The organism is Pseudomonas sp. HP_12 (assembly GCF_055283955.1).
Genome location: NZ_JBTOQG010000034.1, coordinates 72,317 through 97,263 on the forward strand (window position 1 = coordinate 72,317; position 24,947 = coordinate 97,263).

Here is a 24,947-nt window from a genome sequence, read left to right on the forward strand (position 1 = left end):
GTTTTTTGCCCTCGGGGCTTCGCTAACGGATACCTGGCAGGACAGCTTCACATCGCATCTGTTTTAGGGGCAGGGGCGAGCAGCACACACATAAGATCGTTTACCCGCACAAAAAAATAATTAGTGGGAGTTTCGAACATGCTGAAAACCAAGCCGACCCACGTCCGCTATTTGATCTTGCTCATGCTGTTTTTGGTGACCACGATCAACTACGCCGACCGTGCAACCATCGCCATCGCGGGCTCCAGCCTGCAAAAAAGCCTCGGCATCGACGCCGTCACCCTCGGTTTTATCTTCTCCGCATTTGGTTGGGCGTACGTCGCCGGCCAGATCCCCGGCGGCTGGCTTCTGGACCGCTACGGTTCCAAGAAAGTGTATGCAATGAGCATCTTCACCTGGTCGCTGTTCACCGTGCTGCAAGGCTATGTCGGTGAATTCGGTCTCTCCACCGCCATCTTCCTGCTGTTCGCCCTACGCTTCATGGTCGGCTTCGCCGAAGCACCGTCGTTCCCCGGCAACGCCCGTATCGTGGCGGCCTGGTTCCCGACGTCCGAACGCGGCACGGCGTCAGCGATCTTCAACTCGGCGCAGTACTTCGCCACCGTGTTGTTCGCCCCGATCATGGGCTGGATCGTCTACACCTTCGGCTGGCAGCACGTGTTCGTCGTGATGGGCAGCATCGGCATCGTGTTCTCGCTGATCTGGCTGAAAGTTATCCACAGCCCGCGCAACCACCCGAACATCAACAAGGAAGAGTTCGATCACATCGCCAACAACGGCGGCATGGTCGATATGGATCAGGACAAGGGCAAAGGCTCGGCCAGCGGTCCGAAATGGGACTACGTACGCCAGTTGCTGACCAACCGCATGATGCTCGGCATTTACCTGGCTCAATACTGCATCAATGGCATCACCTACTTCTTCCTGACCTGGTTCCCGGTGTACCTGGTTCAAGAACGCGGCATGACCATCCTGAAAGCGGGCTTCATCGCTTCACTGCCGGCCATCTGCGGGTTTATCGGCGGCGTACTCGGCGGGATCATCTCCGATTACCTGCTGCGCAAAGGCCACTCGCTGACCTTCGCACGCAAGGCGCCGATCATTGGTGGTTTGCTGCTGTCGACGTCCATCGTCACGTGCAACTACGTCGACATCGAATGGGTCGTCGTGGGCTTCATGGCCCTGGCCTTCTTCGGCAAGGGCGTGGGCGCATTGGGCTGGGCGGTCATGTCCGACGCATCGCCGAAACAAATCGCCGGTTTGAGCGGCGGTCTGTTCAACATGTTCGGTAACATCGCTTCCATCACCACGCCGATCGTCATCGGCTACATCATCAGCACCACCGGTTCGTTCAAATGGGCCCTGGTGTTCGTCGGCGCCAACGCGCTGGTGGCGGTGATCAGCTACATCTTCATCGTCGGTGAAATCAAACGCGTAGAACTCAAGGAAACCCCAACGAAGGGTGCCTTGCCGGCCAGTGAAGCCGAGCTTTCTCAAGCGAAACTCTGAGGAAAAACCGTGATGAACTTGATCCAACATGCCGACTCGCCGCGTTACATTCGCTTGCATGCGCTTGATAACGTCGTCGTCGTGGTCAATGACCAGGGCGTTCCGGCGGGGACTGAATTCGATAACGGTCTGGTGACCGTCGACAATGTGCCGCAGAGCCACAAGGTGAACACCGTGGACATCGCCGAAGGGGAGCCGATCATTCGTTACGGCCACACCATCGGCTATGCGCTGCAGCCGATCCCGAAGGGCAGTTGGGTCAAGGAAGATCAGCTGCGCATGCCGTCGGCGCCGGCGCTGGACAGTCTGCCGATGTCTGACGCGGTGCCGGTCAGGGGCGAACCGCTGGAAGGCTTCACCTTCGAGGGTTATCGCAACGCCGACGGCACGGTCGGCACGCGCAATATCCTGGGGATTACCACGACCGTTCAGTGCGTGACGGGGGTTCTGGATTTCGCCGTCAAGCGCATCCGCGAAGAACTGCTGCCCAAGTACCCGAACGTCGATGACGTGGTGGCGCTGACCCACAGCTACGGCTGCGGCGTCGCTATCACCGCCAAGGACGCGTACATACCGATTCGCACCGTGCGCAATCTGGCGCGCAACCCGAACCTGGGGGGCGAGGCGCTGGTGATCAGCCTTGGCTGCGAGAAGTTGCAGGCCGATCAGGTCATGCACAGCGACGACGCCTCGGTCGATCTGAGTGAGCCGTGGCTGTATCGCCTGCAGGATTCCAAGCACGGCTTCAACGAAATGATCGAGCAGATCATGGAATTGGCCGAAACGCGCTTGAAGAAGCTAGACCAGCGTCGTCGCGAAACCGTGCCGGCGTCGGAACTGATTCTGGGCATGCAGTGCGGCGGCAGCGATGCGTTTTCCGGCATCACCGCCAACCCCGCGCTGGGCTATGCCTCGGACCTGCTGCTGCGCGCGGGCGCGACCGTGATGTTTTCGGAAGTGACCGAAGTGCGTGATGCGATCTACCTGCTAACCTCCCGCGCGGAAAACATGGACGTCGCGGAAGGACTGGTTCGCGAAATGGACTGGTACGACCGCTATCTGGCCAAGGGCGAAGCGGACCGCAGCGCCAACACCACGCCGGGGAACAAGAAGGGCGGGCTGTCGAACATCGTCGAGAAGTCCCTCGGGTCGATCGTCAAGTCCGGCAGCAGCGCGATCAACGGGGTGCTCGGCCCTGGCGAACGGGTGACGCGTAAAGGCCTGATCTTCTGCGCGACGCCGGCAAGCGATTTTGTTTGCGGGACGCTGCAGCTGGCAGCAGGGATGAACCTGCACGTGTTCACTACCGGGCGCGGCACGCCGTATGGTCTGGCGATGTCACCGGTGGTGAAAGTGTCGACCCGCACCGAGCTGGCACAGCGCTGGCCCGATCTGATCGATGTTGATGCCGGGCGCATTGCAACCGGGCGCGCGAGCATCGAAGACTTGGGATGGGAGCTTTTTCACTTCTACCTCGACGTCGCCAGCGGAAAGAAGACGACCTGGACCGAGAAGTATCGTCTGCACAACGACATCACCCTGTTCAACCCGGCGCCGATCACATAAGCCGGAGGCCAAGTCATTACCGGCCGGGCTTATTAGTCCGGCTGGATCACGGTACATGTGGGAGCGAGCTTGCTCGCGAATACGTCACTTCAACCGCTGAAGAGTCAAAGGCATCAGCGGCTAGTCACCAACTCCGCTTTCTTTTCACCTGCCTCAGGCTCAGGCTCAGGCTCAGGCTCAGGCTCAGGCTCAGGTTCCGGCTCCGGAAACGCCTCGGTGTGATCAAACTCCACGCCCTCGCCCATCGCCTTGTACTTCTTGCGCAGGGCATGCAGTTCCCTCTGGTTGAGGTTATCCAGACTGAGCACGGCGTTCTGTGCGTCTTTGGTCACGCGTAGCAGTTCGTCGATCTTGATGTGCATCTGATCGGTGTCGCGGTTCTGGGTGTTCTGGATCAGAAAAACCATCAGGAAGGTGATGATGGTGGTGGACGTGTTGATGATCAGCTGCCACGTGTCGTTGTAGTGGAAGAATGGCCCGGTCACGGCCCACACACAGATCAGCGCAATCGCCACGAGGAAGGTTCGTGGGCTGCCGGACCACTGCGACAAGGCCTGCGCGAACTTCGAGAATTTCATTAACGGGTTTCCTTAGTTAACCAAGAGAGATACCCAAGGGACCACGCTAAGTCTTTGAAATTTCTTATCGCAACATGAAATCGGCGACAGGTTTCAGTCCCAGCCGAACGCTTCACACGCGTTGGCGGTGCTCGCTGCGGCCAGTTTGTCCGCAGGGATTTTCATCAGTTCGGCGATGGCGGCGCAGATGTCGGGAAGGTGCTCCGGGCTGTTGCGCATGCCGGGGAACATCGCAGGCGCCATGTCCGGGGAATCGGTCTCCAGCACAATGCTTTCGAGCGGCAACTCGGCGATCACCCGGTGCATGCGCAAGGCCTGCGGCCAGGTCGCCGCACCGCCCAGCCCCAGCTTGTAACCCAGCTTGATGTATTCCCGCGCTTCCTCGCGGCTGCCGGCGAAGGCGTGAACGATGCCACAGCGCTTGAGCTTGAAACGCTTGAGCGCTGCGATGGTGTCGGCGTGGCTGCGGCGCACGTGGAGCAGGGCAGGGAGGTTGAAGTCGGCGGCCATCTGCAACTGCTGGTCGAGCAAGGTCTGTTGTGGCGGGCGGTCTAGGGATTCGATGTAGTAATCCAGACCGATCTCGCCCACGGCGCACAGCTTGGGATGCCCGGCCAGACGGGTCAGCCAGTCGTGCAATTGCTGCACATGCTCGGGCTGATGCTCTTCCAGGAACACCGGGTGCAAGCCCAGCGCGGCGTACACCGAAGGTTCGCTGAGCGCCAGATCCCACACTCGCTGCAGATTGCGCTGATAGACGCCCAACACCACGATGCGCTCCACCCCAAGCTGCCGGCTGTTGGCGAGGACGTCGTCGCGGTCGGCGTCGAAATCGTCGAAATCCAGGTGCGTGTGGGTGTCGATCAGTCGCACGTTGCTTACGCCTCGTGAATCCGCTGTTTGAATGTCCGCACGATGGCATGCACGCCCGGTTCGTACTGATCCTGCTCAATGGCCGACAACGCCAGCGCGAGGGCTTTCTCGGCGATCAAAGGGTGCTGCTGAGCCATGGCATTGACCGGCAACGGCAGGAAATCCAGCAACTGCGTGTCACCGAACGTGCCCAGGTGAAGTTGGTCCGGATTCAGGCGGCGCTGGTGCAGCAGGTCGAACACCCCTTGCAGCAGGACGTAGGACGTGGTGATCAGCGCATCGGGGAAATACCCCAGGCGGTCAAACATGTCGCTGGCCAGTCGCAGGCCGCAATCACGGCTGAACGCGTCGCCGTGTTCGATGATCACCGAGCCTTCGAAACCCTCCAGCGCGTCTTCGAAGCCGCTGGCCCGCGCCTTACTGACGCTCAGTTCGGGCTGCGCGCCGATCAGGGCGATGTGCCGGGGTTTGATCTCCAGCAGGCTGCGGGTCAGCTGCTGGCTGGCATCGTGGTCGTCGCTGACCACCGAGCAGAAGTACGCGGGGTCCATCTCCCGGTCGATGGCGATGACCGGCGTCCCTTGCTGCTGCAGCGCCCGGTAGCTGTCATCGCTGGCCGGCAGGCAACTGGCGACGAACAGCGCATCGCAGCGTCGCGCGCGAAACAGCTGCAACAACTGCAACTCGCTGATGGGATCGTCGTCAGAACTGGCGATCAGCAGCTGGTAGCCGCGCGCGCGGGCGCCCTGTTCCAGTTGCTTGGCGATGCGCGCGTAACTGGGGTTTTCCAGGTCGGGCAGGATGAAGCCGAGGGTCCGGGTATGCCGGCTGCGCAGCCCGGCGGCCTGCGGGTTGGGCCGAAAGCCGTGGGCGTCGACGACCGCGCGCACACGCTCGACCGTTGCACTGCTGATGCGTTGCTGTTCGGCCTTTCCGTTGATCACGTAGCTGGCCGTGGTCACAGAAACACCGGCCAGACGCGCAATATCACTGAGTTTCAAGCCGGGCATCCTTTCGTGATGGGAAGCAGAAGTGAGAGCTGAACTACCGTGGCAGGGATTTTCACCGATTAACAGCCATCATGACAGCAGACCGTCGTCTTGTAGGAAGCATGTAGCCCGCTCGGGATGTTTCCTACACGATTCGACCGGATGAGCTTCAAACCGCCGGGATTATCAAGTAACGTGCGCGACACTTTAGATTAAACGATTCAGCAGGCCTGTTTATGGCACTTTTTGCCCAATCGCACCTCTGAATGCCGCATTCAATATTCGCAAACCGTCAGTCATCGGTGTCTACGACCGGTCCTACAACAAGAATCTGGCGCGACCTCGCGCAGCACAGGAGAACGCAATGCTCGAGCTGACCATAGAGCAAATTTCCATGGACCAGTCGGCGGTGGACAAGCCCGCCGCGTTGCAACTGCTGGCTGACTTGCTCGTCGCTGACGGCCTGGTGGCTGCCGGCTACCTTGCAGGCTTGCAGGCGCGCGAGCAACAGGGCTCGACCTTTCTGGGGCAGGGCATCGCCATTCCCCACGGCACGCCGCAGACCCGCGACCAAGTATTTGCCACCGGCGTGCGCCTGATGCAATTCCCCGAAGGCGTGGACTGGGGCGACGGGCAGATGGTTTATCTGGCCATTGGCATCGCCGCCAAGTCTGACGAGCACCTGCGTTTGCTCCAGCTGTTGACCCGCGCCCTCGGTGAGAACGACTTGGGCGAAGCCCTGCGTCAGGCGAAGGACCCCGAGTCGCTGCTCAAACTGCTGCAAGGCGCGCCGCAGGAACTGGCCCTCGATGCGCAGATGATCAGCCTGGGCGTCATGGTCGATGATTTCGAAGAACTGGTCTGGCGCGGCGCGCGTCTGCTGCGCAAGGCCGAGTGTGTGAACAACGGCTTCGCGGCGGTCCTGCAGCAGGTCGAGCCGCTGCCATTGGGCGAAGGCCTCTGGTGGCTGCACAGCGAGCAGATGGTGAACAAGCCCGGACTGGCCTTCGTTACCCCGGACAAACCCATGCGGCATCTGGGTCAGTCGCTGACAGGGCTGTTTTGCCTCGCCAGTCTGGGCGAATCACACCAGGCGTTGCTTGAACGCCTGTGCTCGTTGCTGATTGAAGGCCGCGGCCACGAACTGGGCAAGGCCACCAGCAGCCGCGCCGTGCTCCAGGCATTGGGCGGCGAAGTGCCGCCAGACTGGCCGAGCGAGCGCGTAACCCTGGCCAATGCCCACGGCCTGCACGCGCGGCCGGCGAAAATCCTAGCGCAGTTGGCCAAAGGCTTCGACGGCGACATCCGCGTGCGCATTGTCGACGGCACCGAGAATCCTGTGTCCGCCAAGAGCCTGAGCAAACTGCTGAGCCTCGGCGTGCAGCGCGGTCAGTCCCTTGAGTTCATTGCCGAGCCGACCATTGCCGCCGATGCCTTGCCTGCGTTGATCGCTGCGGTGCTCGAAGGCCTGGGCGAAGAAATCGAGCCGTTGCCGACCCACAGCGAATCCGCGCCAGCTCCGGCGATCGTTGAGAAAACCCTCAGCGCGCCCGTTGCCGGCGCTCAAATTCAGGCCGTACCCGCGGCGCCCGGCATCGCCGTCGGCCCGGCCCACGTGCAGGTTCTGCCGGTGATCGATTACCCGGCCCAGGGCGAGTCGCAAAGCGTCGAACACGAACGCCTGCACAGCGCGCTGGCGCAGGTGCGCATCGACATCGAGCAGTTGATTCAGCGCAGCACGGCGAAGGCCATTCGCGAGATTTTCGTCACCCACCAGGAAATGCTCGCCGACCCCGAACTGGTCGACGAAGTGGCCCAGCGCTTGAAGCAAGGCGAGAGCGCGGCAGCGGCGTGGATGAACGTAATCGAGGCCGCCGCCCGTCAGCAGGAACAGCTGAAAGATGCGCTGCTGGCCGAACGTGCCGCTGACCTGCGGGATGTCGGTCGCCGCGTGCTGGCGCAGATCTGTGGTGTCGAGGATCTGGTTGAGCCCGAAGAACCGTACATTCTGGTGATGGACGAAGTCGGGCCGTCCGACGTCGCACGTCTGGACCCTGCGCGCGTCGCCGGGATTCTCACCGCCCGCGGCGGCGCCACGGCCCACAGCGCCATCGTTGCCCGGGCGTTGGGCATCCCGGCGCTGGTCGGTGCCGGCGATGCCGTGTTGCTGATCAAATCCGGCACGCAGTTGTTGATCGACGGCCAGCGCGGGCGTCTCGACGTCGCGCCAGGCGAAGCAACCCTGCAGCGCGCCTTGCAGGACCGCGACACCCGCGAGCAACGCCTCAAGGCTGCGGCTGCGCTGCGCATGAAGCCTGCGATCACCCAGGACGGCCACGCCGTTGAGGTGTTCGCCAACATCGGTGACAGCGCGGGTACGCCGGCCGCGGTGGAGCAGGGCGCCGAAGGGATTGGCCTGCTGCGCACCGAATTGCTGTTCATGGCCCACAGCTCTGCGCCCGATGAAGCGACCCAGGAAGCCGAATACCGTCGCGTGCTCAAAGACCTCGACGGTCGCCCGCTGGTGGTTCGCACCCTGGACGTCGGCGGCGACAAACCGCTGCCGTACTGGCCCATCGATAAAGAAGAAAACCCGTTTCTCGGCGTGCGCGGCATTCGCCTGACCTTGCAGCGCCCGGACATCATGGAAAGCCAGCTGCGCGCATTGCTGCGTGCGTCGGACAATCGCCCGCTGCGCATCATGTTCCCGATGGTGGGCACCGTTGAAGAATGGCGTCAGGCCCGGGACATGACCGAGCGCCTGCGTCTGGAGATCCCGGTGGCCGACCTGCAACTGGGGATCATGATCGAGGTGCCGTCGGCGGCGTTGCTGGCGCCGGTGCTGGCCAAGGAAGTGGACTTCTTCAGCGTCGGCACCAACGACCTGACCCAGTACACGATGGCCATCGACCGCGGTCACCCGACCCTGTCCGCCCAGGCTGATGGCCTGCACCCGGCGGTGTTGCAACTGATCGACATCACCGTGCGTGCGGCCCATGCCCATGGCAAGTGGGTGGGCGTCTGCGGTGAGTTGGCCGCCGACCCGCTGGCCGTGCCGGTGCTGGTCGGCCTGGGTGTGGATGAATTGAGCGTCTCGGCGCGGAGCATCGGCGAAGTCAAAGCCTGCGTCCGTGAATTGAATCTGATCGAAGCCCGAAAACTTGCGCAGGCGGCCCTGGCCGTTGGCAGCGCGGCAGACGTGCGAGCCTTGGTGGAGGGGCTGTAATGGCGAAAATTCTGACATTGACCATGAACCCGGCGCTGGACCTGACCGTGCAGTTGGGCCCCTTGCAGATCGGCCAGGTCAACCGCAGCGACGCCATGCTCAGCCACGCGGCGGGCAAGGGCATCAACGTCGCTCAGGTGCTGGCTGACTTGGGCCACGAGCTGACCGTTGCCGGCTTCCTCGGCGTGGATAACCAGCAGCCGTTTGAAACCCTGTTCGCCAAGCGCGGCTTCGTCGATGAGTTCGTGCGGGTGCCGGGTGAGACGCGCAGCAACATCAAATTGGCCGAAAGCAGCGGGCGCATTACCGACCTCAACGGCCCAGGCCCCGAAGTCAGCGCCCAGGCGCAACAGGCGCTGGCCGCTCGGGTTGAGCAGATCGCGGCAGGTTTTGATGCGGTGGTCGTGGCCGGCAGTCTGCCCCGTGGCGTGAGCGCCCATTGGCTGAAAACGCTGTTGCTGCGCCTCAACGCGATGGGTTTGAAAGTGGCGCTGGACACCAGCGGCGAAGCCTTGCGCGCCGGACTGGAAGCGTCGCCGTGGATGATCAAACCCAACACCGAAGAACTGGCCGACGCCCTCGATGCGCCGATCATTTCCATTGACGCTCAAGCGCAAGCGGCGGCGGACCTGCGCCAGCGCGGCATCGAGCACGTGGTGATTTCCCAGGGCTCAGAAGGCGTTCACTGGTTCAGTGCCGACGTGGCGCTGCAGGCGCTGCCGCCCAAAGTCACGGTCGCCAGCACGGTCGGCGCGGGTGATTCGCTGCTGGCCGGGATGGTTCACGGTTTGCTCTGCGGGCACAAACCCGAGCAAACCCTGCGCACCGCCACGGCCATTGCGGCCATGGCCGTGACTCAGATCGGCTTCGGCATCAATGATCCGGCGCAATTGAAACGTCTGGAAAGCGGCGTCAACGTCCGCGTCCTGACGGCATAACAAGAGAGGAAGTGTGATGAAGTTAGCCATCGTTACGGCCTGTCCGAACGGCAAAATCAGCAGCGTCCTCAGTGCCCGTCTGCTGGACGCGGCGGCCCAGCGTCAGGGTTGGAGCACCAGCGTCGAGATCCACGATCCGCGCCATCCGGAGAAGCAACTGTCGCCGGGCGACATCGAAGCGGCCGACTGGGTGCTGGTGGTCAACACCGGCGCGCTGGACCTGGCGCGTTTCTCCGGCAAGCGCCTGTATCAGGCCACGCCCGCGCAAGCGTTGCAGGACGCCGATGGCTTCCTGCGTTCAGCGGCGGCGCTGGCGACCGAGCACACCGCAACTTCCGCCCCGTCTGCTACGTCCAGCGCGCAGCCGCGTCTGGTGGCGGTAACGGCGTGCCCGACCGGCGTCGCCCACACCTTTATGGCGGCCGAGGCGATTCAGCAGGCGGCGAAAAAACTCGGCTATGACCTGCAGGTGGAAACCCAGGGCTCGGTCGGTGCGCGTAATCCGCTCAGCGCCCAGGCCATTGCTGACGCCGATGTGGTGCTGCTGGCGTGTGATATTGAAGTCGCCACCGAGCGCTTCGCTGGCAAGCGCATTTATCGCTGCGGCACCGGTGTCGCCCTCAAGCAGGCCGAAGCGACGTTGAAAAAAGCCTTGGCGGAGGCGGAGGTTGAATCCACGGCTTCGGCATCCAAGGCCTCCTCCAAGAAAGAGAAGACCGGCGTCTACAAACACCTGCTGACCGGCGTGTCTTTCATGCTGCCGATGGTGGTGGCGGGCGGTTTGCTGATTGCGCTGTCGTTCGTGTTCGGCATTCACGCGGCGGAAGAACCGGGCACGCTGGCGGCAGCCTTGAAGCAGATCGGCGCGGGCGCGGCGTTCCAGTTGATGGTGCCGTTGCTGGCCGGTTACATCGCTTACTCCATTGCCGACCGTCCGGGCCTTGCGCCGGGGATGATCGGTGGTCTGCTGGCGAGCACCTTGGGCGCTGGCTTCATTGGCGGGATCATCGCCGGGTTTCTTGCGGGCTACAGCGCCTGGGCGGTGAATCGCTACGCGAAGCTGCCGGCCAGTGTCGAAGCGCTGAAGCCGATCCTGATCATTCCGCTGCTGGCGAGCCTGTTCACCGGGCTGGTGATGATTTACGTGGTAGGCAAGCCGGTTGCCGGCATGCTTGAAGGGCTGACCCACTTCCTCGACACCATGGGCACGGCCAACGCGGTGCTGCTCGGCGTGCTGCTGGGCGCGATGATGTGTGTGGATCTGGGTGGGCCGATCAACAAGGCGTCGTATGCGTTTTCCGTGGGCTTGCTGGCCTCGAGCAGTGGCGCGCCGATGGCGGCCACGATGGCTGCGGGTATGGTGCCGCCGATTGGTATGGGCATCGCGGCATTGATTGCCCGGCGCAAGTTTGCCCAGAGCGAGCGTGAGGCGGGGAAGGCCGCCTTTGTGTTGGGGCTTTGCTTTATCTCCGAAGGCGCGATTCCGTTTGCCGCGAAAGACCCGCTGCGGGTGATTCCGGCCAGCATCGTGGGCGGCGCGCTGACCGGTGCGCTGTCGATGTTCTTCGGCTGCAAACTGATGGCGCCTCACGGTGGATTGTTCGTACTGCTGATCCCGAATGCGATCAACCATGCGCTGCTGTATCTGCTGGCGATCGTGGCAGGCAGCGTCGTGACGGGCGTGCTGTACGCGCTGCTGAAACGGCCGGAAACGGCAGAGCTGGACGCGGTGCCCGCCGGCGCCTGACCGCTGACCGCACCGGACACTTCCCGGCTAAAGCCGGTCCTACAAATTGTGGCTCCAGCCGGTCCTGTTGTATGCACGCGATGCTTTAGTAGGACCGGCTTCAGCCGGGAAAAGGCCCGTCGGCACACCATCAAAATTGCGGTGTGAATACCGACGCCTTCCCGGCTAAAGCCAGTCCACAAAGTGCATGCGGTCAGTGGGACCGGCTTTAGCCGGGAAGAGGCCGGTGTGTTCGCCATCAGATTTTTGGTGTGAATGCTGACGCCTTCCCGGCTAAAGCCAGTCCTACAAGTGCTCGGTCCGGCCGCCAGAGATGCTTTTGCATGTTCGGCCTCTTCGCGAGCAAGCTCACTCCTACAGGAGGCTGAGTGCGCTCCGGATTTCCGCGGGCGAACACGATCAATTGTAGGAGTGAGCTTGCTCGCGAAAGCGATGTTCCAAGCGCTGAGGTGTGGCAGATGTGCAGGCCTCTTCGCGAGCAAGCTCACTCCTACAGGGACCGGGCTCGGCACTGGATCTTGTGCCGGATACAGACAACACTCGGCCTGTTCACTGCCCTGTCATCTCCCGCAAACAATCCGCTGCTAGCGTCCTTCTTTTGGCATTCGCTTGAGGAGGATAAACATGTCCCGGTTCGACCTGACTCGCCGCCGTATCATCCAGGCCGCTGGCGCCGGATTGTTGGTGCCGGGGCTTGCGCCGGCGGTCATTGCTTCGGTCAAGGACCGTCCGAAGATGACCGACGGCGTGCAGTCCGGCGACGTGCTCGGCGACCGCGCCATGGTCTGGAGTCGCAGCGACCGGCCGGCGCGCATGGTGGTCGAATGGGACACCCGCAGCATGTTCAGCAACCCGCGCCGCACGGTCTCGCTGCTCGCCGACCAGCGCACCGACTTCACCGCACGCGTCGATCTGACCGGGCTGCCGGCGGATCAAGCCATCTTCTATCGCGTGTTCTTCGAAGACGCGCAAACCGGCGTCGCCAGCGAACCTTGGTTCGGTCACTTGCGCAGCGTGCCGGTCAATCGCCGCAACATCCGCTTCGTCTGGAGCGGCGACACCGTCGGCCAGGGCTTCGGCATCAACCCCGAGATCGGCGGCATGCGCATCTACGAAGCCATGCGCCTGCGCTTGCCGGACTTCTTCATCCACAGCGGCGACACCATTTACGCCGACGGTCCGGTGCCCGCCGAAGTGGTCACCGAAGGCGGTCGGGTCTGGCGCAACATCACCACCGAAGAAAAAAGCAAAGTCGCGGAAACCCTCGACGAATACCGCGGCGCCTACCGTTACAACCTGATGGACGAAAACATGCGGCGCTTCAACGCCGAGGTCTCGCAGATCTGGCAGTGGGACGACCACGAAGTGACCAACAACTGGTCACCGAGCAAACAGCTCGACGACCGCTACAAGGTCAAAGACATCCAGCTGTTGGCGGCGCGCGGGCGTCAGGCGTTCCTTGAATACTCCCCTATGCGCCTACAGAGCGCCGACAACGGCGGGCGGGTCTATCGCAAAATCGCTTACGGTCCGATGCTCGACGTGTTCGTGCTCGACATGCGCAGCTACCGCGACGGCAACGACGCCAATCTCGCCGACAAACCCGGACCCACCACCGCATTCCTCGGCCGCCAGCAACTGGACTGGCTCAAACGCGAACTTCAAGCTTCCGGCGCTCAGTGGAAAGTCATCGCCGCCGACATGCCCATTGGCCTTGGCGTGCCCGACGGCGAGATCAGCCCTGGCGTGATGCGCTGGGAAGCGATCGCCAACACCGACAACGGCGCGCCGAGAGGACGTGAACTGGAAGTCGCCGAGCTGCTGGGCTTCCTGCGCCAGCAGAAGGTGCGCGACACCGTCTGGCTGACCGCCGATGTGCATTACTGCGCGGCTCACCACTACCATCCGGATCAGGCGGTGTTTCAGGATTTCGACCCGTTCTGGGAGTTTGTTGCCGGCCCGCTGAATGCCGGCAGCTTCGGGCCCAATACGTTGGACAAAACCTTCGGCCCTGAACTGGTGTTCCAGAAAGCTCCCCCGGCGCAGAACACTTCACCCTTCGCCGGCTTCCAGTTTTTTGGTGAGGTGAACATCGACGGTCAGAGCGGGGAGATGACCGTAACGCTGCGGGATCTGGACGGGGTTTCAGTGTTCGAGAAGAAGCTGCAGCCTGCGCTCATCGCCTGACGCAGCCCTTGGGTTGTACGACCACTGCGTAATTGCCGGTAACACTTCCCGCGCCGCTGGCCTATCATTAGCCACCTAACGACGGCTCAGGGTTTGGCGTGCATGCTGGCAATCTTTCTGGAAACCCTGAACATCACCGCGCCGGTGTTCGCGATGCTGTTTCTCGGCGTGTTGCTCAAGCGCGTGGGCTGGATCAACGACAGCTTCATCCACACCGCTTCGTCGCTGGTGTTCAACTGCACCATGCCGGCGCTGCTGTTTCTGGGGATCATTCACGCTGACCTGCACGCGGCGTTTCAGCCGGGCGTGTTGATCTACTTCATCGTCGCTACCCTTGCGGGTTTCGCATTGTCGTGGGGCTGGGCGATCTACCGAGTGCCGTTCGCCGAGCGTGGCACTTACACCCAAGGGGCGTTTCGCGGCAACAACGGCGTCATCGGCCTCGCCCTGGCCGCGAGCATGTACGGCGATTACGGCATTTCCCTCGGTGCGATCCTGGCGGCGCTGGTCATTCTTTTCTACAACACCCTGTCCACGGTCGTGCTGGCGGTCTACAGCCCGGTGATCAAGTCCGACCCGTGGAGCATCACCAAGAGCGTCATGGCCAATCCGCTGATCATCAGCATTGTCGTCGCGGCGCCGTTCGCCTATTTCCAGATCCCGCTCCCCAAATGGCTCGACACCTCCGGCAGCTATCTGGCGCAGATGACCCTGCCGCTGGCGCTGATGTGCATCGGCGGCACGCTGTCGTTAAAGTCGTTGCGAGAGAGCGGCACGCTGGCGATCAGCGCGAGCCTGATGAAGATGGTCTGGTTGCCGCTGATCTGCACGCTGGGCGCGTGGCTGCTGGGCTTCCGTCATGCGGAACTGGGGATTCTGTTTCTGTACTTCGGCGCCCCGACCGCATCGGCCAGTTTCGTCATGGTCCGCGCGGCCAACGGCAACCACGAGCTGGCCGCCTCAATCATCGTCATGACCACCCTGGCGGCGGCGGTGACGACCAACGTCGGGATTTTCATTCTGCAGTGGGGCGGGTGGATTTAGTCTTGATTCGGGCTGTCGCCAATCAATGCTGACGCCGCCACGCCCGCACCGTCCCCACCACAATGCACAGCGCAATCACCGGCAGCGCGTAATGGATCATCAGTCGTTCCAGCCGCTCGGCCAGTGGCATGCCCGTGGTAAACGAAACGATGTGCAGCCCGTACACCGCGTAAAGCCCGAGCATCAATAGCCCCTCCAGCCGGGTGATTCGGTACCCCGAGTAGAACAGCGGCACGCACAGCGCCGCGACGCCCAGCATCACCGGCAAATCGAAATCCAGCGCATTGGGCGAGATCGACAACGGCCCGGTGGAAATCAACGCCGTGATGCCGAGCACGCCCAGCAGGTTGAACAGGTTGCTGCCGATGATATTGCCCACTGCGATATCCCGCTCGCCGCGCAATGCGGCGACCAGCGAGGTCATCAGCGCGGGCAGCGAGGTTGCGACGGCGATCACGGTCAGGCCGATCACCCGCTCCGACAGGCCCAGATCCAGGGCCACCGAGACCGCCGCGCCGACCAGCAGATGACTGCCAAGTGTCAGCAGCGCCAGGCCGCAGGCCATGAGTGCCAGACGGCCCAGCAACGGCCAGATGCGCCAGCGCGGCTCAAGGTCTGTTCTCGGCACATGCCGCGCGCCGTGGGCGAACTGACGGACCACAACGAACAGATACGCCGCCATGCCCAGCAACAGCACGACGCCATCCAGCGCGCTCAGCTCGCCATTCCACGCCAGCGCCGCGACCAGGGCGGTGGCAGCGATCATCAGCGGCAGATCAACGCGCACCAGTTGCCGGGCCACGCGCAGCGGGATGATCAGAGCGGACAGCCCCAGCGTGACCAATATGTTGAAAATATTGCTGCCGATGACGCTGCCGACCGCAATGTCGGTGCTGTCGGTGAACGCCGCTTGCAGCCCGACCGCCAGTTGCGGGGCACTGCTGCCCAGCGCGACGACGGTCAGGCCGAGGAACAGCGGGCGGGTCTTGAGCAGGGCGGCGAGGGCCACGGCAGCGCGCACCGAGAGTTGCGCGCCGATGATCATCAGCAGCAGGCCGCTGACCAGCTCGATCAGTGTGGGCAAGGGCAGATTCGTTAGGGCGAGAATTCAGGGCACCAGTCAGTCGTCGAGGGCTTGTACCCGCACTTGTGCGGTTCCGCTGCGCAGCATACCCAATTGCGCGGCGGCTGCACGTGACACATCGATCAGCCGCCCCCGGGTGTGCGGGCCGCGGTCGTTGATACGGACGATGACCTTGCGGTCGTTGTCCAGATTGGTGACTTGCACGCGCGTGCCGAACGGCAATTGCCGATGCGCGGCGGTCAGGGAATTGGCGTCGAAGCGTTCACCGCTGGCGGTGCGCTGACCGTGATGTTGCGAGCCGTAGTAAGAGGCGCCGCCGGTGGCGTTGTAACCGTGCGGGTCGATGATGCCGTCACTGGCGCAGCCGGCCAGCAGAGAGAGCAGGGCGCAGGCGCCGAGGATTCGCTGCATGGGGCAGGGTCCCTACAGAAAGCGATGATCGTTCCCGCGCCCGGCGCAGGAACGATCACTGGGGTGAATGCACTCAGCCTTCGAGCTTGCGCTTCAGCAGCTCGTTGACCTGGCCCGGGTTGGCCTTGCCTTTCGATGCTTTCATCGCCTGCCCGACGAAGAAGCCGAACATTTTGCCGCGTTTGGCTTCATCCGCCGCACGGTATTGCTCGACCTGTTCGGCGTTGGCGGCGAGGACGTCGTCCAGCATCGATTCGATGGCGCCGCTGTCGGTGACCTGCTTCAGGCCGCGCTGCTCGATGATCTCGTCGGCGCTGCCTTCACCATTGGCCATGGCCTCAAACACCATCTTCGCGATCTTGCCGGAAATGGTGTTGTCCTTGATGCGCAGCAACATGCCGCCCAACTGTTCAGCGCTGACCGGCGACTCGTCGATCTCGACGCCTTGCTTGTTCAGCAACGAACCCAACTCAACCATCACCCAGTTGGCCGCGAGCTTCGCGTCACCGGAAATGCTCACCACCTTCTCGAAGAAGTCCGCCTGTTCGCGGCTCGACGCCAACACGCTGGCGTCATACAGCGACAAGCCGAACTGCGACTGGAAGCGCTCGCGTTTCTGCGGTGGCAGTTCCGGCAGGGTGGCGCGGGTCTGCTCCAGGAACGCGTCTTCGATGATCACCGGCAGCAGGTCAGGATCGGGGAAGTAACGGTAGTCGTTGGCTTCCTCTTTGCTGCGCATGGCGCGGGTTTCGTTGGTGTTCGGGTCGTACAGCCGAGTCTGCTGAATGACCTTGCCGCCGTCTTCGATCAGGTCGATCTGGCGCTGGATCTCGCTGTTGATCGCCTTCTCGATGAAGCGGAACGAGTTGACGTTCTTGATCTCGCAGCGCGTCCCGTACTCGACCTGGCCTTTCGGGCGAATCGACACGTTGCAGTCGCAACGCAGCGAGCCTTCGGCCATGTTGCCGTCGCAGATGCCCAGGTAGCGAACCAGCGCGTGCATCGCCTTGACGTAGGCGACGGCTTCTTTCGCCGAGCGCATGTCCGGCTCGGAAACGATCTCCAGCAACGGCGTACCGGCGCGGTTCAAGTCGATGCCGGTCATGCCGCTGTAGTCTTCGTGCAGGCTCTTGCCGGCGTCTTCTTCAAGGTGGGCGCGGGTCACGCCGATGCGCTTGATGGTGCCGTCTTCCAGGGTGATGTCCAGGTGGCCTTTGCCAACGATCGGCAATTCCATCTGGCTGATCTGATAACCCTTCGGCAGGTCCGGGTAGAAGTAGTTTTTGCGGGCGAACACGTTGTGCTGACCGATCTCGGCGTCGATGGCCAGGCCAAACTTGACCGCCATTTGCACGGCTTCCTGGTTCAGCACCGGCAACGTGCCGGGCATGCCCAGGTCGACGAGGCTGGCCTGAGTGTTGGGCTCGGAGCCGAACGTGGTGGCGCTACCGGAGAAAATCTTCGATTGGGTGGTGAGCTGGGTGTGAATCTCCAGCCCGATGACGACTTCCCATTGCATGTGTTTTCTCCTTAGAAGCCAGCCGGCGAGCGGGTGTGCCAATCGGTGACTTGCTGATATTGATGGGCAACGTTCAGCAAGCGGCCTTCCTGGAAATACGGCGCCAGCAGTTGCACGCCCACCGGCAGGCCGTCGGCGAAACCGGCAGGCATCGACAGGCCCGGCAGGCCCGCGAGGTTGGCGGTAATGGTGTAGAAGTCTTCCAGGTACTCGGCGATCGGGTCGGCATTCTTGGCGCCGATTTTCCAGGCCGGGTTCGGCGTGGTCGGGCCGAGGATCACGTCGACTTCAGCGAACGCGTTCATGAAGTCGTTCTTGATCAGGCGGCGGATCTTCTGCGCCTGCAAGTAGTAAGCGTCGTAGTAACCGGCCGACAGCGCGTAGGCGCCGACCATGATCCGGCGCTGCACTTCAGGGCCGAAGCCTTCGCCACGGGAGCGCTTGTACAGATCGGTGAGGTCTTTCGGGTCTTCGCAGCGATAGCCGAAGCGCACGCCGTCGAAACGCGACAGGTTCGAGGAAGCCTCGGCCGGCGCGATCACGTAGTAAGCCGGAATCGCGTGTTGCAGGTTCGGCAGGCTGATTTCCTTGACCACGGCGCCGAGCTTTTTCAGCTCCTCGACGCTGGCCATGACCAGATCGGCGATGCGCGGGTCGAGACCTGCGCTGAAGTATTCCTTCGGCACGCCAATGCGCAGGCCTTGCAGCGAGGCATTCAGGCTGGCGCTGTAATCCGGCACGGGCTCGTCGATGCTGGTGGAGTCATTGACGTCGAAACCCGCCATGCCTTGCAACAGCAACGCGCAGTCTTCAGCGGTACGCGCCATCGGGCCGGCCTGATCGAGGCTGGAAGCGTAGGCGATCATGCCCCAGCGCGACACGCGACCGTAAGTCGGCTTCAGGCCGGTCAGGTTGGTCAGTGCGGCAGGCTGGCGAATGGAACCGCCGGTGTCGGTGCCGGTGGCGCCGGGCAGCAGACGCGCGGCAACCGCCGCAGCTGAACCGCCGGACGAGCCGCCCGGGACGTGCTCCAGGTTCCACGGGTTTTTCACCGCGCCGTAATGGCTGGATTCGTTGGCCGACCCCATGGCGAATTCGTCCATGTTGGTCTTGCCCAGGGTCACGGTGCCGGCGGCGGCGAGCTTGGCAACCACGGTGGCGTCGTAGGGCGCCTTGAAGTTGTCGAGCATCTTCGACGCGCAGCTGGTGCGAATGCCCTTGGTGCAGAAGAGGTCCTTGTGCGCCAGAGGAGCGCCCAGCAGCGCGCCGGTTTCCCCTGCCGCGCGACGGGCGTCGGCGGCCTGGGCCTGGGTGATCGCCAGGTCTTCGGTGACAGTAATGAAGCTATTGAGCTGCGGATCCAGCTGGGCGATGCGCGCCAGCAGAGTGCGGGTCAGTTCTTCGGAGGAAAACTTTTTATCGGCGAGTCCGCGAGCGATCTCTGCCAGAGTCATTTGATGCATTGCAGGCACATTCCCTTAGTCGAGGACTTTCGGAACCAGATAAAGGCCGTCTTGGACCGCTGGTGCGATGGCTTGATAGGCGTCGCGATGATTGACCTCGGTCACGGCGTCTACACGCAGGCGTTGCGAGGCTTCAAGGGGATGCGCGAGGGGCTCGATGCCGGTGGTATCGACCGCCTGCATCTGGTCAATCAGCCCGAGAATGCTGTTCAGTGCTTCAGTAGTACGCGGGATATCGGCGTCATTGAGGCCCAGTCGGGCCAGATGAGCGATTTTTTCCACGTCGGAGCGATCAAGCGCCATGGGGTTCTCCAGTGGAATGCGTAAGGGCCAGGCCGTACGTCAGATTGCGGAACACTACGCCCTTTAAACGGTCATAAGGCCGCGATCTACCAGGGTAGTGCTCGGAAAAACCGCCAATTTAACATATTGGCTCCTTGCCCAAAATCCCTGTCGTTGTTAGAGTTTGCCGCACTTTTTTACCCACGCGTTGCCTAGGGTCCTTTCCCCATGTTCAAGAAACTGCGTGGCATGTTTTCCAGCGATCTTTCCATCGACCTGGGCACTGCCAACACCCTTATTTACGTGCGTGAGCGCGGCATTGTGCTGAATGAGCCATCAGTTGTGGCCATTCGGACCCACGGAAATCAGAAGAGCGTTGTTGCTGTCGGGATGGAAGCCAAGCGGATGCTGGGCCGTACCCCGGGCAATATCGCCGCCATTCGCCCGATGAAAGACGGCGTCATCGCCGATTTCAGCGTCTGCGAAAAAATGCTTCAGTACTTCATCAACAAGGTTCACGAGAACAGCTTCCTGCAGCCAAGCCCTCGCGTACTGATCTGCGTTCCGTGCAAATCGACTCAGGTCGAGCGTCGTGCGATCCGTGAATCCGCTCTGGGCGCCGGTGCACGTGAAGTATTCCTGATCGAGGAGCCAATGGCGGCGGCCATCGGTGCCGGCCTGCCGGTCGAAGAGGCCCGCGGTTCGATGGTCGTCGACATCGGTGGCGGTACCACTGAAATCGCGCTGATCTCCCTGAACGGCGTCGTGTATGCCGAATCCGTCCGTGTCGGTGGCGACCGTTTCGACGAAGCGATCATCACTTACGTGCGTCGCAACTACGGCAGCCTGATCGGCGAATCCACTGCCGAGCGCATCAAGCAGGAAATCGGCACGGCCTACCCGGGCGGCGAAGTGCGTGAAGTCGACGTACGCGGCCGCAACCTGGCCGAAGGCGTGCCGCGTGCCTTCACCCTGAACTCCAACGAAGTGCTGGAGGCGTTGCAGGAATCCCTCGCAACCATCGTTCAGGCCGTGAAAAGCGCGCTGGAGCAATCTCCGCCAGAGCTGGCTTCGGACATCGCCGAGCGCGGTCTGGTGCTGACCGGTGGTGGCGCGTTGCTGCGTGACCTCGACAAGCTGCTGGCCCAGGAAACCGGTCTGCCGGTGATCGTTGCCGAAGACCCGCTGACCTGCGTCGCGCGTGGCGGTGGTCGTGCGCTGGAAATGATGGACAAGCACACCATGGACCTGCTCTCCAGCGAATAAGTCGCCGGAACGCAGCATGTTGCGCTTAACGGGCAGCACCTCACCGTGCTGCCTGTTCGTGTCCGACCTGTTGACGTCGCGCAGCGATGTTGCAAGTCTGACGCCCTGCATTTCCATCAACCCGCATCAGGCCGGTTTCATGTCGCATGAATAAGCACAGCCACACTCAAGCACCTCTGCACGCATCTCTGGAAGGAGCGGCCCATTAAACCGCTTTTCTCCAAGGGCCCGTCCCTGGGCGTCCGTCTACTGGTGCTGGTCGTGCTGTCTGTGGCCATCATGGTCGTGGACGCGCGTTTCACCCTGCTCAAGCCTGTCCGCAGTCAGATGTCGCTGGTGCTGATGCAGTCTTACTGGATTGCCGATCTGCCCGAGCGTTTGTATCAGGGCGTCGCCAGCCAGTTTGGCAGCCGCACCGAACTCGCCGCCGAAAACGAAAAACTCAAGACCGAGAACCTGCTGCTGCAAGGCCGCCTGCAAAAGCTGGCCGCCCTGACCGAGCAGAACGTGCGCTTGCGCGAGTTGTTGAATTCGTCGGCGCTGGTCAACGAGAAAGTCGAAGTCGCCGAGCTGATCGGCATGGACCCCAACCCGTTCACCCATCGCATCATCATCAACAAGGGTGAGCGCGATGGCGTGGTGCTCGGTCAACCGGTGCTCGACGCACGCGGACTGATGGGGCAGGTGGTCGAGTTGATGCCGTACACGTCCCGCGTGCTGCTGCTGACCGACACCACCCACAGCATTCCGGTGCAGGTGAACCGCAACGGCCTGCGCGCGATTGCCAGCGGCACCGGCAACCCGGAACGCCTTGAGCTGCGCCATGTGGCCGACACCGCTGACATCAAGGAAGGCGACCTGCTTGTGAGTTCCGGCCTGGGTCAGCGTTTCCCGGCCGGTTATCCGGTGGCGACGGTCAAGGAAGTGATTCACGACTCCGGTCAACCCTTTGCCATCGTGCGCGCGGTGCCGACGGCCGCGCTGAACCGCAGTCGTTATTTGCTGCTGGTGTTCTCGGACGGCCGTTCCCCTGAAGAGCGCGCTGCCGACGCCGCGCAGCAGCAGGAGTCCCTTGATCGTCAGGCAGCTGATCCGTCGGCGGTGCCATCGGCCACTGTGCCGGGTGCCGCGCCTGCCGCCACGCCGAACAAAGCGGTGGTTCCGGCCACCGTGCCGAAACCGGCCGGGCACAGTTCTTCGTCGACGCCCGCCAACGCCAGCACGGCGCCTGCGCCGGCGACTACCGCACCGGCGGCGACAACGCCTGCCAAGCCCGCGACCAGCAAGCCGGCCGCCAAACCTGCGGCAAAGCCTGCCGCTACCCGACCGGCGACACCTGCTGCTACCCCGGCCGCTCCACGCGAGAGGGAAGAATAATGGCGCGTCACGCTCCCGCACGAAACGGCTGGGTGGTCTGGCTGACCTTCGCCATCGGCCTGCTGCTCAGCGTTTCGCCGCTGCCGCAGTTCATGGAAATATTTCGCCCTTTGTGGCTGGCGCTGCTGCTGGCCTTCTGGGCATTGGCGTTGCCGCACAAGATCGGCATGGTCACGGCGTGGATGCTGGGGCTGGCCGAGGATGTGCTGTACGGCACGTTGCTGGGGCAGAACGCGTTGATCCTCACGCTGATTACCTTTCTGGTGCTGTCGCTGCAGCAGCGCTTGCGCATGTTCCCGATGTGGCAGCAGTGCCTGGTGATTCTGGTGATTTTCGGCCTCGCGCAGTTGGTACAGCTATGGCTCAGCGCCCTGACCGGCAACCGTCAGCCGACCCTGGCGCTGGTGTTGCCGGCGTTGGTCAGCGCATTGCTCTGGCCATGGGTCAGCTACGGTCTGCGCGGATTGCGTTTGCGGTTGAAGATCAACTGAGCAATACCATTCAGTGGGACCGGCTGCGGTCTGTCTCAGTAGGACCGGCTTCAGCCGGGAAGAGGCCGGTATGGGCGCCATCAGTTCTGCGGTGTGACACCCGGCGCTTTCCCGGCTAAAGCCGGTCCCGCAGGATGAATGCGATGCTTTAGTGGGACCGGCTTCAGCCGGGAAGAGGCCAGTGTGACCACCATCACGTCAGCGGTCTGCACCAAGGCTACGCTTGTGATCAACGACACGGAGACGTCCCATGCCCCAACTTCTTCTAGCCTCCGGCTCCCCGCGCCGTCGTGAGCTGCTGACCCAGATCGGCGTGCCGTTTACGACCCTCAGCGCCGACATCGACGAAGCCCCTCTGGCCAACGAAGCCCCCGCCGCGTACGTCCTGCGGCTGGCCCGTGGCAAGGCGGACGCCGGCCTGCTGCAGCTCGCCAACGATCCTGCTTACCCGACTGCCTGCGTCCTCGGCGCCGACACCGCCGTGGTCCTCGACGGCCGCATCCTCGGCAAACCGGCGGACGAGGCCGAGGCGCTGGCGATGCTTGCCGCGTTGTCGAACCGAGAACACGAAGTCCTGACCGCCATCGCCGTGGTCCATGAAGAGCGCTGCGAAACCCGAACCGTCACCAGCCGTGTCCGTTTCCGGGCGATCCCGGAGGACGAGGCCCGCCGTTACTGGGCCAGCGGCGAGCCCTGCGACAAGGCCGGCGGCTACGGTATTCAAGGCCTGGGCGCGGTGTTCGTGGAAAACCTCAGTGGCAGTTATTCCGCCGTGGTCGGTTTGCCCTTGTGCGAAACCGCAGAAATCCTCCAGCGTTTCGGCATACCCTGTTGGCAACGCCCGGAAGGTGACAAGTCATGAGTGAAGAGATTCTGATCAACATCACGCCGATGGAATCGCGCGTGGCGGTCGTTGAGAACGGGGTGTTGCAAGAGGTGCACGTCGAACGCACCCAGCGTCGCGGGATCGTGGGCAATATCTACAAGGGCAAGGTCGTGCGCGTGCTGCCTGGGATGCAGGCGGCGTTCATCGACATCGGTCTGGACCGCGCGGCGTTCATTCACGCCTCGGAAATCTCCATGCGCGAAGGGCCGGCCGTGGAGACCATCAGCTCGCTGGTCCACGACGGCCAGAGTCTGGTGGTGCAGGTCACCAAAGACCCGATCGGCAGCAAAGGCGCACGGCTGACGACTCAACTGTCGATTCCGTCGCGCTACCTCGTGTACATGCCACGCACGGCCCATGTCGGCATTTCCCTGAAAATCGAAGACGAAGCCGAGCGCGAGCGCCTGAAGCAAGTGGTCAGCGATTGCGTCGCCAAGGAAGGGATCAAGGAGAAGGGCGGGTTCATCCTGCGTACGGCGGCCGAAGGGGCGGGCGCCGACGAGATCATGATGGACATCCGCTACCTACGCAGGCTGTGGGACCAGATTGGCGAGCAGATCAAAACCATCAGCCCGGCCAGCGTGATCTACGAAGACCTCGGCCTGGCGCTGCGCACCTTGCGCGACCTGGTCAGCCCGCGCACCGAAAAGATCCGCATCGATTCCCGCGAAACCTTCCAGAAGACCACCCAGTTCGTTGCCGAGCTGATGCCGGAAATCGCCGACCGTCTTGAGCACTACCCTGGCGAGCGGCCGATCTTCGACCTGTATGGCGTCGAGGACGAAATTCAGCGGGCGCTGGACCGCAAGGTGCCGCTCAAGTCCGGCGGTTATCTGGTGATCGATCCTGCCGAAGCCATGACCACCATCGACGTCAACACCGGTGCGTTCGTCGGCCATCGCAACCTCGAAGAGACCATCTTCAAGACCAATCTTGAAGCGGCGACTGCCATTGCCCGACAGCTGCGCCTGCGCAACATCGGCGGCATCATCATCATCGATTTCATCGACATGGAAGACGCCGAGCATCAGCGCCAGGTGCTACGGACCCTCGAAAAACAGCTCGAGCGCGATCACGCGAAAACCAACATCATCGGCATCACCGAACTGGGTCTGGTGCAGATGACGCGCAAGCGCACCCGGGAAAGTCTCGAGCAAGTGCTGTGCGAGCCGTGCAGCAGTTGCCAGGGCCGTGGCAAGCTGAAGACCCCGGAAACCATCTGCTACGAGATATTCCGCGAGATCCTGCGTGAAGCCCGCGCTTATCAGGCGGTGGGTTATCGCGTGCTGGCCAATCAGAAGGTGGTCGACCGGCTGCTTGACGAAGAATCCGGCAACGTGGCCGAGCTGGAAGTGTTCATCGGCAGAACCATTCGTTTTCAGGTCGAGACCATGTACTCCCAGGAACAATATGACGTCGTGCTGCTCTGAGAGTGCGTGATGCGCCGTGCTGCCGAGTGGCGGTGCAGTTGAAGACAGAAAACAGTGCCCTTGAGGCAGACGGAACGGATG

General features: G+C 62.6%; 21 protein-coding genes. 13 read left to right on the forward strand and 8 right to left on the reverse strand.

Annotation, left to right across the window (positions count from 1 at the left end):
- The first annotated feature begins 138 nt into the window (after positions 1-138).
- Both ACYASU_RS18920 and garD read left to right on the forward strand, forming a co-directional pair.
- Entirely contained in the window at positions 139-1,509 is a 1,371-nt protein-coding gene (locus ACYASU_RS18920; protein WP_463583699.1) for an MFS transporter, read from the forward strand.
- A gap of 12 nt (positions 1,510-1,521) precedes the next feature.
- Positions 1,522-3,075: a galactarate dehydratase gene (garD, locus tag ACYASU_RS18925; protein WP_463583700.1), complete on the forward strand. Its 1,554-nt coding sequence runs from the start codon at positions 1,522-1,524 to the stop codon at positions 3,073-3,075.
- A 113-nt stretch (positions 3,076-3,188) separates the two neighbouring features.
- Here the strand turns inward: garD and ACYASU_RS18930 are convergent, their stop codons facing one another.
- The 3 genes from ACYASU_RS18930 to cra all read right to left on the reverse strand — a co-directional run bounded on the left by ACYASU_RS18930 (position 3,189) and on the right by cra (position 5,527).
- On the reverse strand, positions 3,189-3,653 hold the full coding sequence (locus tag ACYASU_RS18930; protein ID WP_463583701.1) for a low affinity iron permease family protein: 465 nt from the start codon (positions 3,651-3,653) through the stop codon (positions 3,189-3,191).
- A 93-nt stretch (positions 3,654-3,746) separates the two neighbouring features.
- Entirely contained in the window at positions 3,747-4,526 is a 780-nt protein-coding gene (locus tag ACYASU_RS18935) for a TatD family hydrolase (protein ID WP_463583702.1), read from the reverse strand.
- Positions 4,527-4,531: 5 nt separating this feature from the next.
- Positions 4,532-5,527, reverse strand: coding sequence for a catabolite repressor/activator (gene cra, locus ACYASU_RS18940; RefSeq protein WP_192170690.1), 996 nt, complete (start codon positions 5,525-5,527; stop codon positions 4,532-4,534).
- A gap of 352 nt (positions 5,528-5,879) precedes the next feature.
- On the opposite strand from cra, the gene ptsP reads away from it, so the two are divergent.
- The 5 genes from ptsP (at position 5,880) to ACYASU_RS18965 (ending at position 14,657) form a co-directional block, all read left to right on the forward strand.
- Positions 5,880-8,741, forward strand: a complete 2,862-nt coding sequence (gene ptsP, locus ACYASU_RS18945) for a phosphoenolpyruvate--protein phosphotransferase (protein WP_463583703.1) — start codon at positions 5,880-5,882, stop codon at positions 8,739-8,741.
- Positions 8,741-9,679 carry a 1-phosphofructokinase gene (pfkB, locus tag ACYASU_RS18950; RefSeq protein WP_463583704.1) on the forward strand — a complete coding sequence of 313 codons (939 nt, stop codon included), beginning with the start codon at positions 8,741-8,743 and terminating at the stop codon, positions 9,677-9,679. The genes ptsP and pfkB overlap by 1 nt, the downstream gene beginning before the upstream one ends.
- A 16-nt stretch (positions 9,680-9,695) precedes the next feature.
- Positions 9,696-11,426 carry a PTS fructose-like transporter subunit IIB gene (locus ACYASU_RS18955; RefSeq protein WP_192170693.1) on the forward strand — a complete coding sequence of 577 codons (1,731 nt, stop codon included), beginning with the start codon at positions 9,696-9,698 and terminating at the stop codon, positions 11,424-11,426.
- A gap of 624 nt (positions 11,427-12,050) precedes the next feature.
- Positions 12,051-13,613, forward strand: coding sequence for an alkaline phosphatase D family protein (locus ACYASU_RS18960; protein WP_463583705.1), 1,563 nt, complete (start codon positions 12,051-12,053; stop codon positions 13,611-13,613).
- 102 nt (positions 13,614-13,715) lie between these two features.
- Positions 13,716-14,657 (forward strand): AEC family transporter, encoded by a 942-nt coding sequence (locus ACYASU_RS18965; protein WP_133776254.1) that lies wholly within the window; start codon positions 13,716-13,718, stop codon positions 14,655-14,657.
- Between the two features lie 22 nt (positions 14,658-14,679).
- On the opposite strand, the gene ACYASU_RS18970 is transcribed toward ACYASU_RS18965, so the two are convergent.
- The 5 genes from ACYASU_RS18970 to gatC form a co-directional block, all read right to left on the reverse strand.
- A complete protein-coding gene (locus ACYASU_RS18970; protein ID WP_463583815.1) occupies positions 14,680-15,732 on the reverse strand; it encodes a calcium/sodium antiporter in 1,053 nt (350 codons plus the stop codon).
- A 45-nt stretch (positions 15,733-15,777) separates the two neighbouring features.
- On the reverse strand, positions 15,778-16,152 hold the full coding sequence (locus tag ACYASU_RS18975; protein ID WP_282370478.1) for a septal ring lytic transglycosylase RlpA family protein: 375 nt from the start codon (positions 16,150-16,152) through the stop codon (positions 15,778-15,780).
- A gap of 73 nt (positions 16,153-16,225) precedes the next feature.
- Complete coding sequence (gatB, locus tag ACYASU_RS18980; protein WP_192170696.1) at positions 16,226-17,671, reverse strand: Asp-tRNA(Asn)/Glu-tRNA(Gln) amidotransferase subunit GatB; 1,446 nt, start codon at positions 17,669-17,671, stop codon at positions 16,226-16,228.
- An 11-nt stretch (positions 17,672-17,682) separates the two neighbouring features.
- On the reverse strand, positions 17,683-19,134 hold the full coding sequence (gene gatA / locus ACYASU_RS18985; RefSeq protein ID WP_192170697.1) for an Asp-tRNA(Asn)/Glu-tRNA(Gln) amidotransferase subunit GatA: 1,452 nt from the start codon (positions 19,132-19,134) through the stop codon (positions 17,683-17,685).
- A gap of 15 nt (positions 19,135-19,149) precedes the next feature.
- Positions 19,150-19,437: an Asp-tRNA(Asn)/Glu-tRNA(Gln) amidotransferase subunit GatC gene (gene gatC, locus ACYASU_RS18990; RefSeq protein WP_122534975.1), complete on the reverse strand. Its 288-nt coding sequence runs from the start codon at positions 19,435-19,437 to the stop codon at positions 19,150-19,152.
- A 207-nt stretch (positions 19,438-19,644) separates the two neighbouring features.
- Between gatC and mreB the strand changes: the two genes are divergently transcribed.
- The 6 genes from mreB to rng all read left to right on the forward strand — a co-directional run bounded on the left by mreB (position 19,645) and on the right by rng (position 24,866).
- Entirely contained in the window at positions 19,645-20,682 is a 1,038-nt protein-coding gene (gene mreB / locus ACYASU_RS18995; protein ID WP_020292894.1) for a rod shape-determining protein MreB, read from the forward strand.
- Between the two features lie 16 nt (positions 20,683-20,698).
- Positions 20,699-20,836, forward strand: coding sequence for a hypothetical protein (locus ACYASU_RS19000; RefSeq protein WP_192170698.1), 138 nt, complete (start codon positions 20,699-20,701; stop codon positions 20,834-20,836).
- Positions 20,837-20,916: 80 nt separating this feature from the next.
- Positions 20,917-22,059, forward strand: a complete 1,143-nt coding sequence (mreC, locus tag ACYASU_RS19005) for a rod shape-determining protein MreC (protein ID WP_423571865.1) — start codon at positions 20,917-20,919, stop codon at positions 22,057-22,059.
- Positions 22,059-22,550 (forward strand): rod shape-determining protein MreD, encoded by a 492-nt coding sequence (gene mreD / locus ACYASU_RS19010; protein ID WP_065990112.1) that lies wholly within the window; start codon positions 22,059-22,061, stop codon positions 22,548-22,550. Before mreC ends, mreD begins: the two co-directional genes overlap by 1 nt.
- A 250-nt stretch (positions 22,551-22,800) precedes the next feature.
- On the forward strand, positions 22,801-23,412 hold the full coding sequence (locus ACYASU_RS19015; RefSeq protein WP_463583706.1) for a Maf family protein: 612 nt from the start codon (positions 22,801-22,803) through the stop codon (positions 23,410-23,412).
- Complete coding sequence (gene rng / locus ACYASU_RS19020; protein WP_037012596.1) at positions 23,409-24,866, forward strand: ribonuclease G; 1,458 nt, start codon at positions 23,409-23,411, stop codon at positions 24,864-24,866. The genes ACYASU_RS19015 and rng overlap by 4 nt, the downstream gene beginning before the upstream one ends.
- Positions 24,867-24,947: the final 81 nt, after the last annotated feature.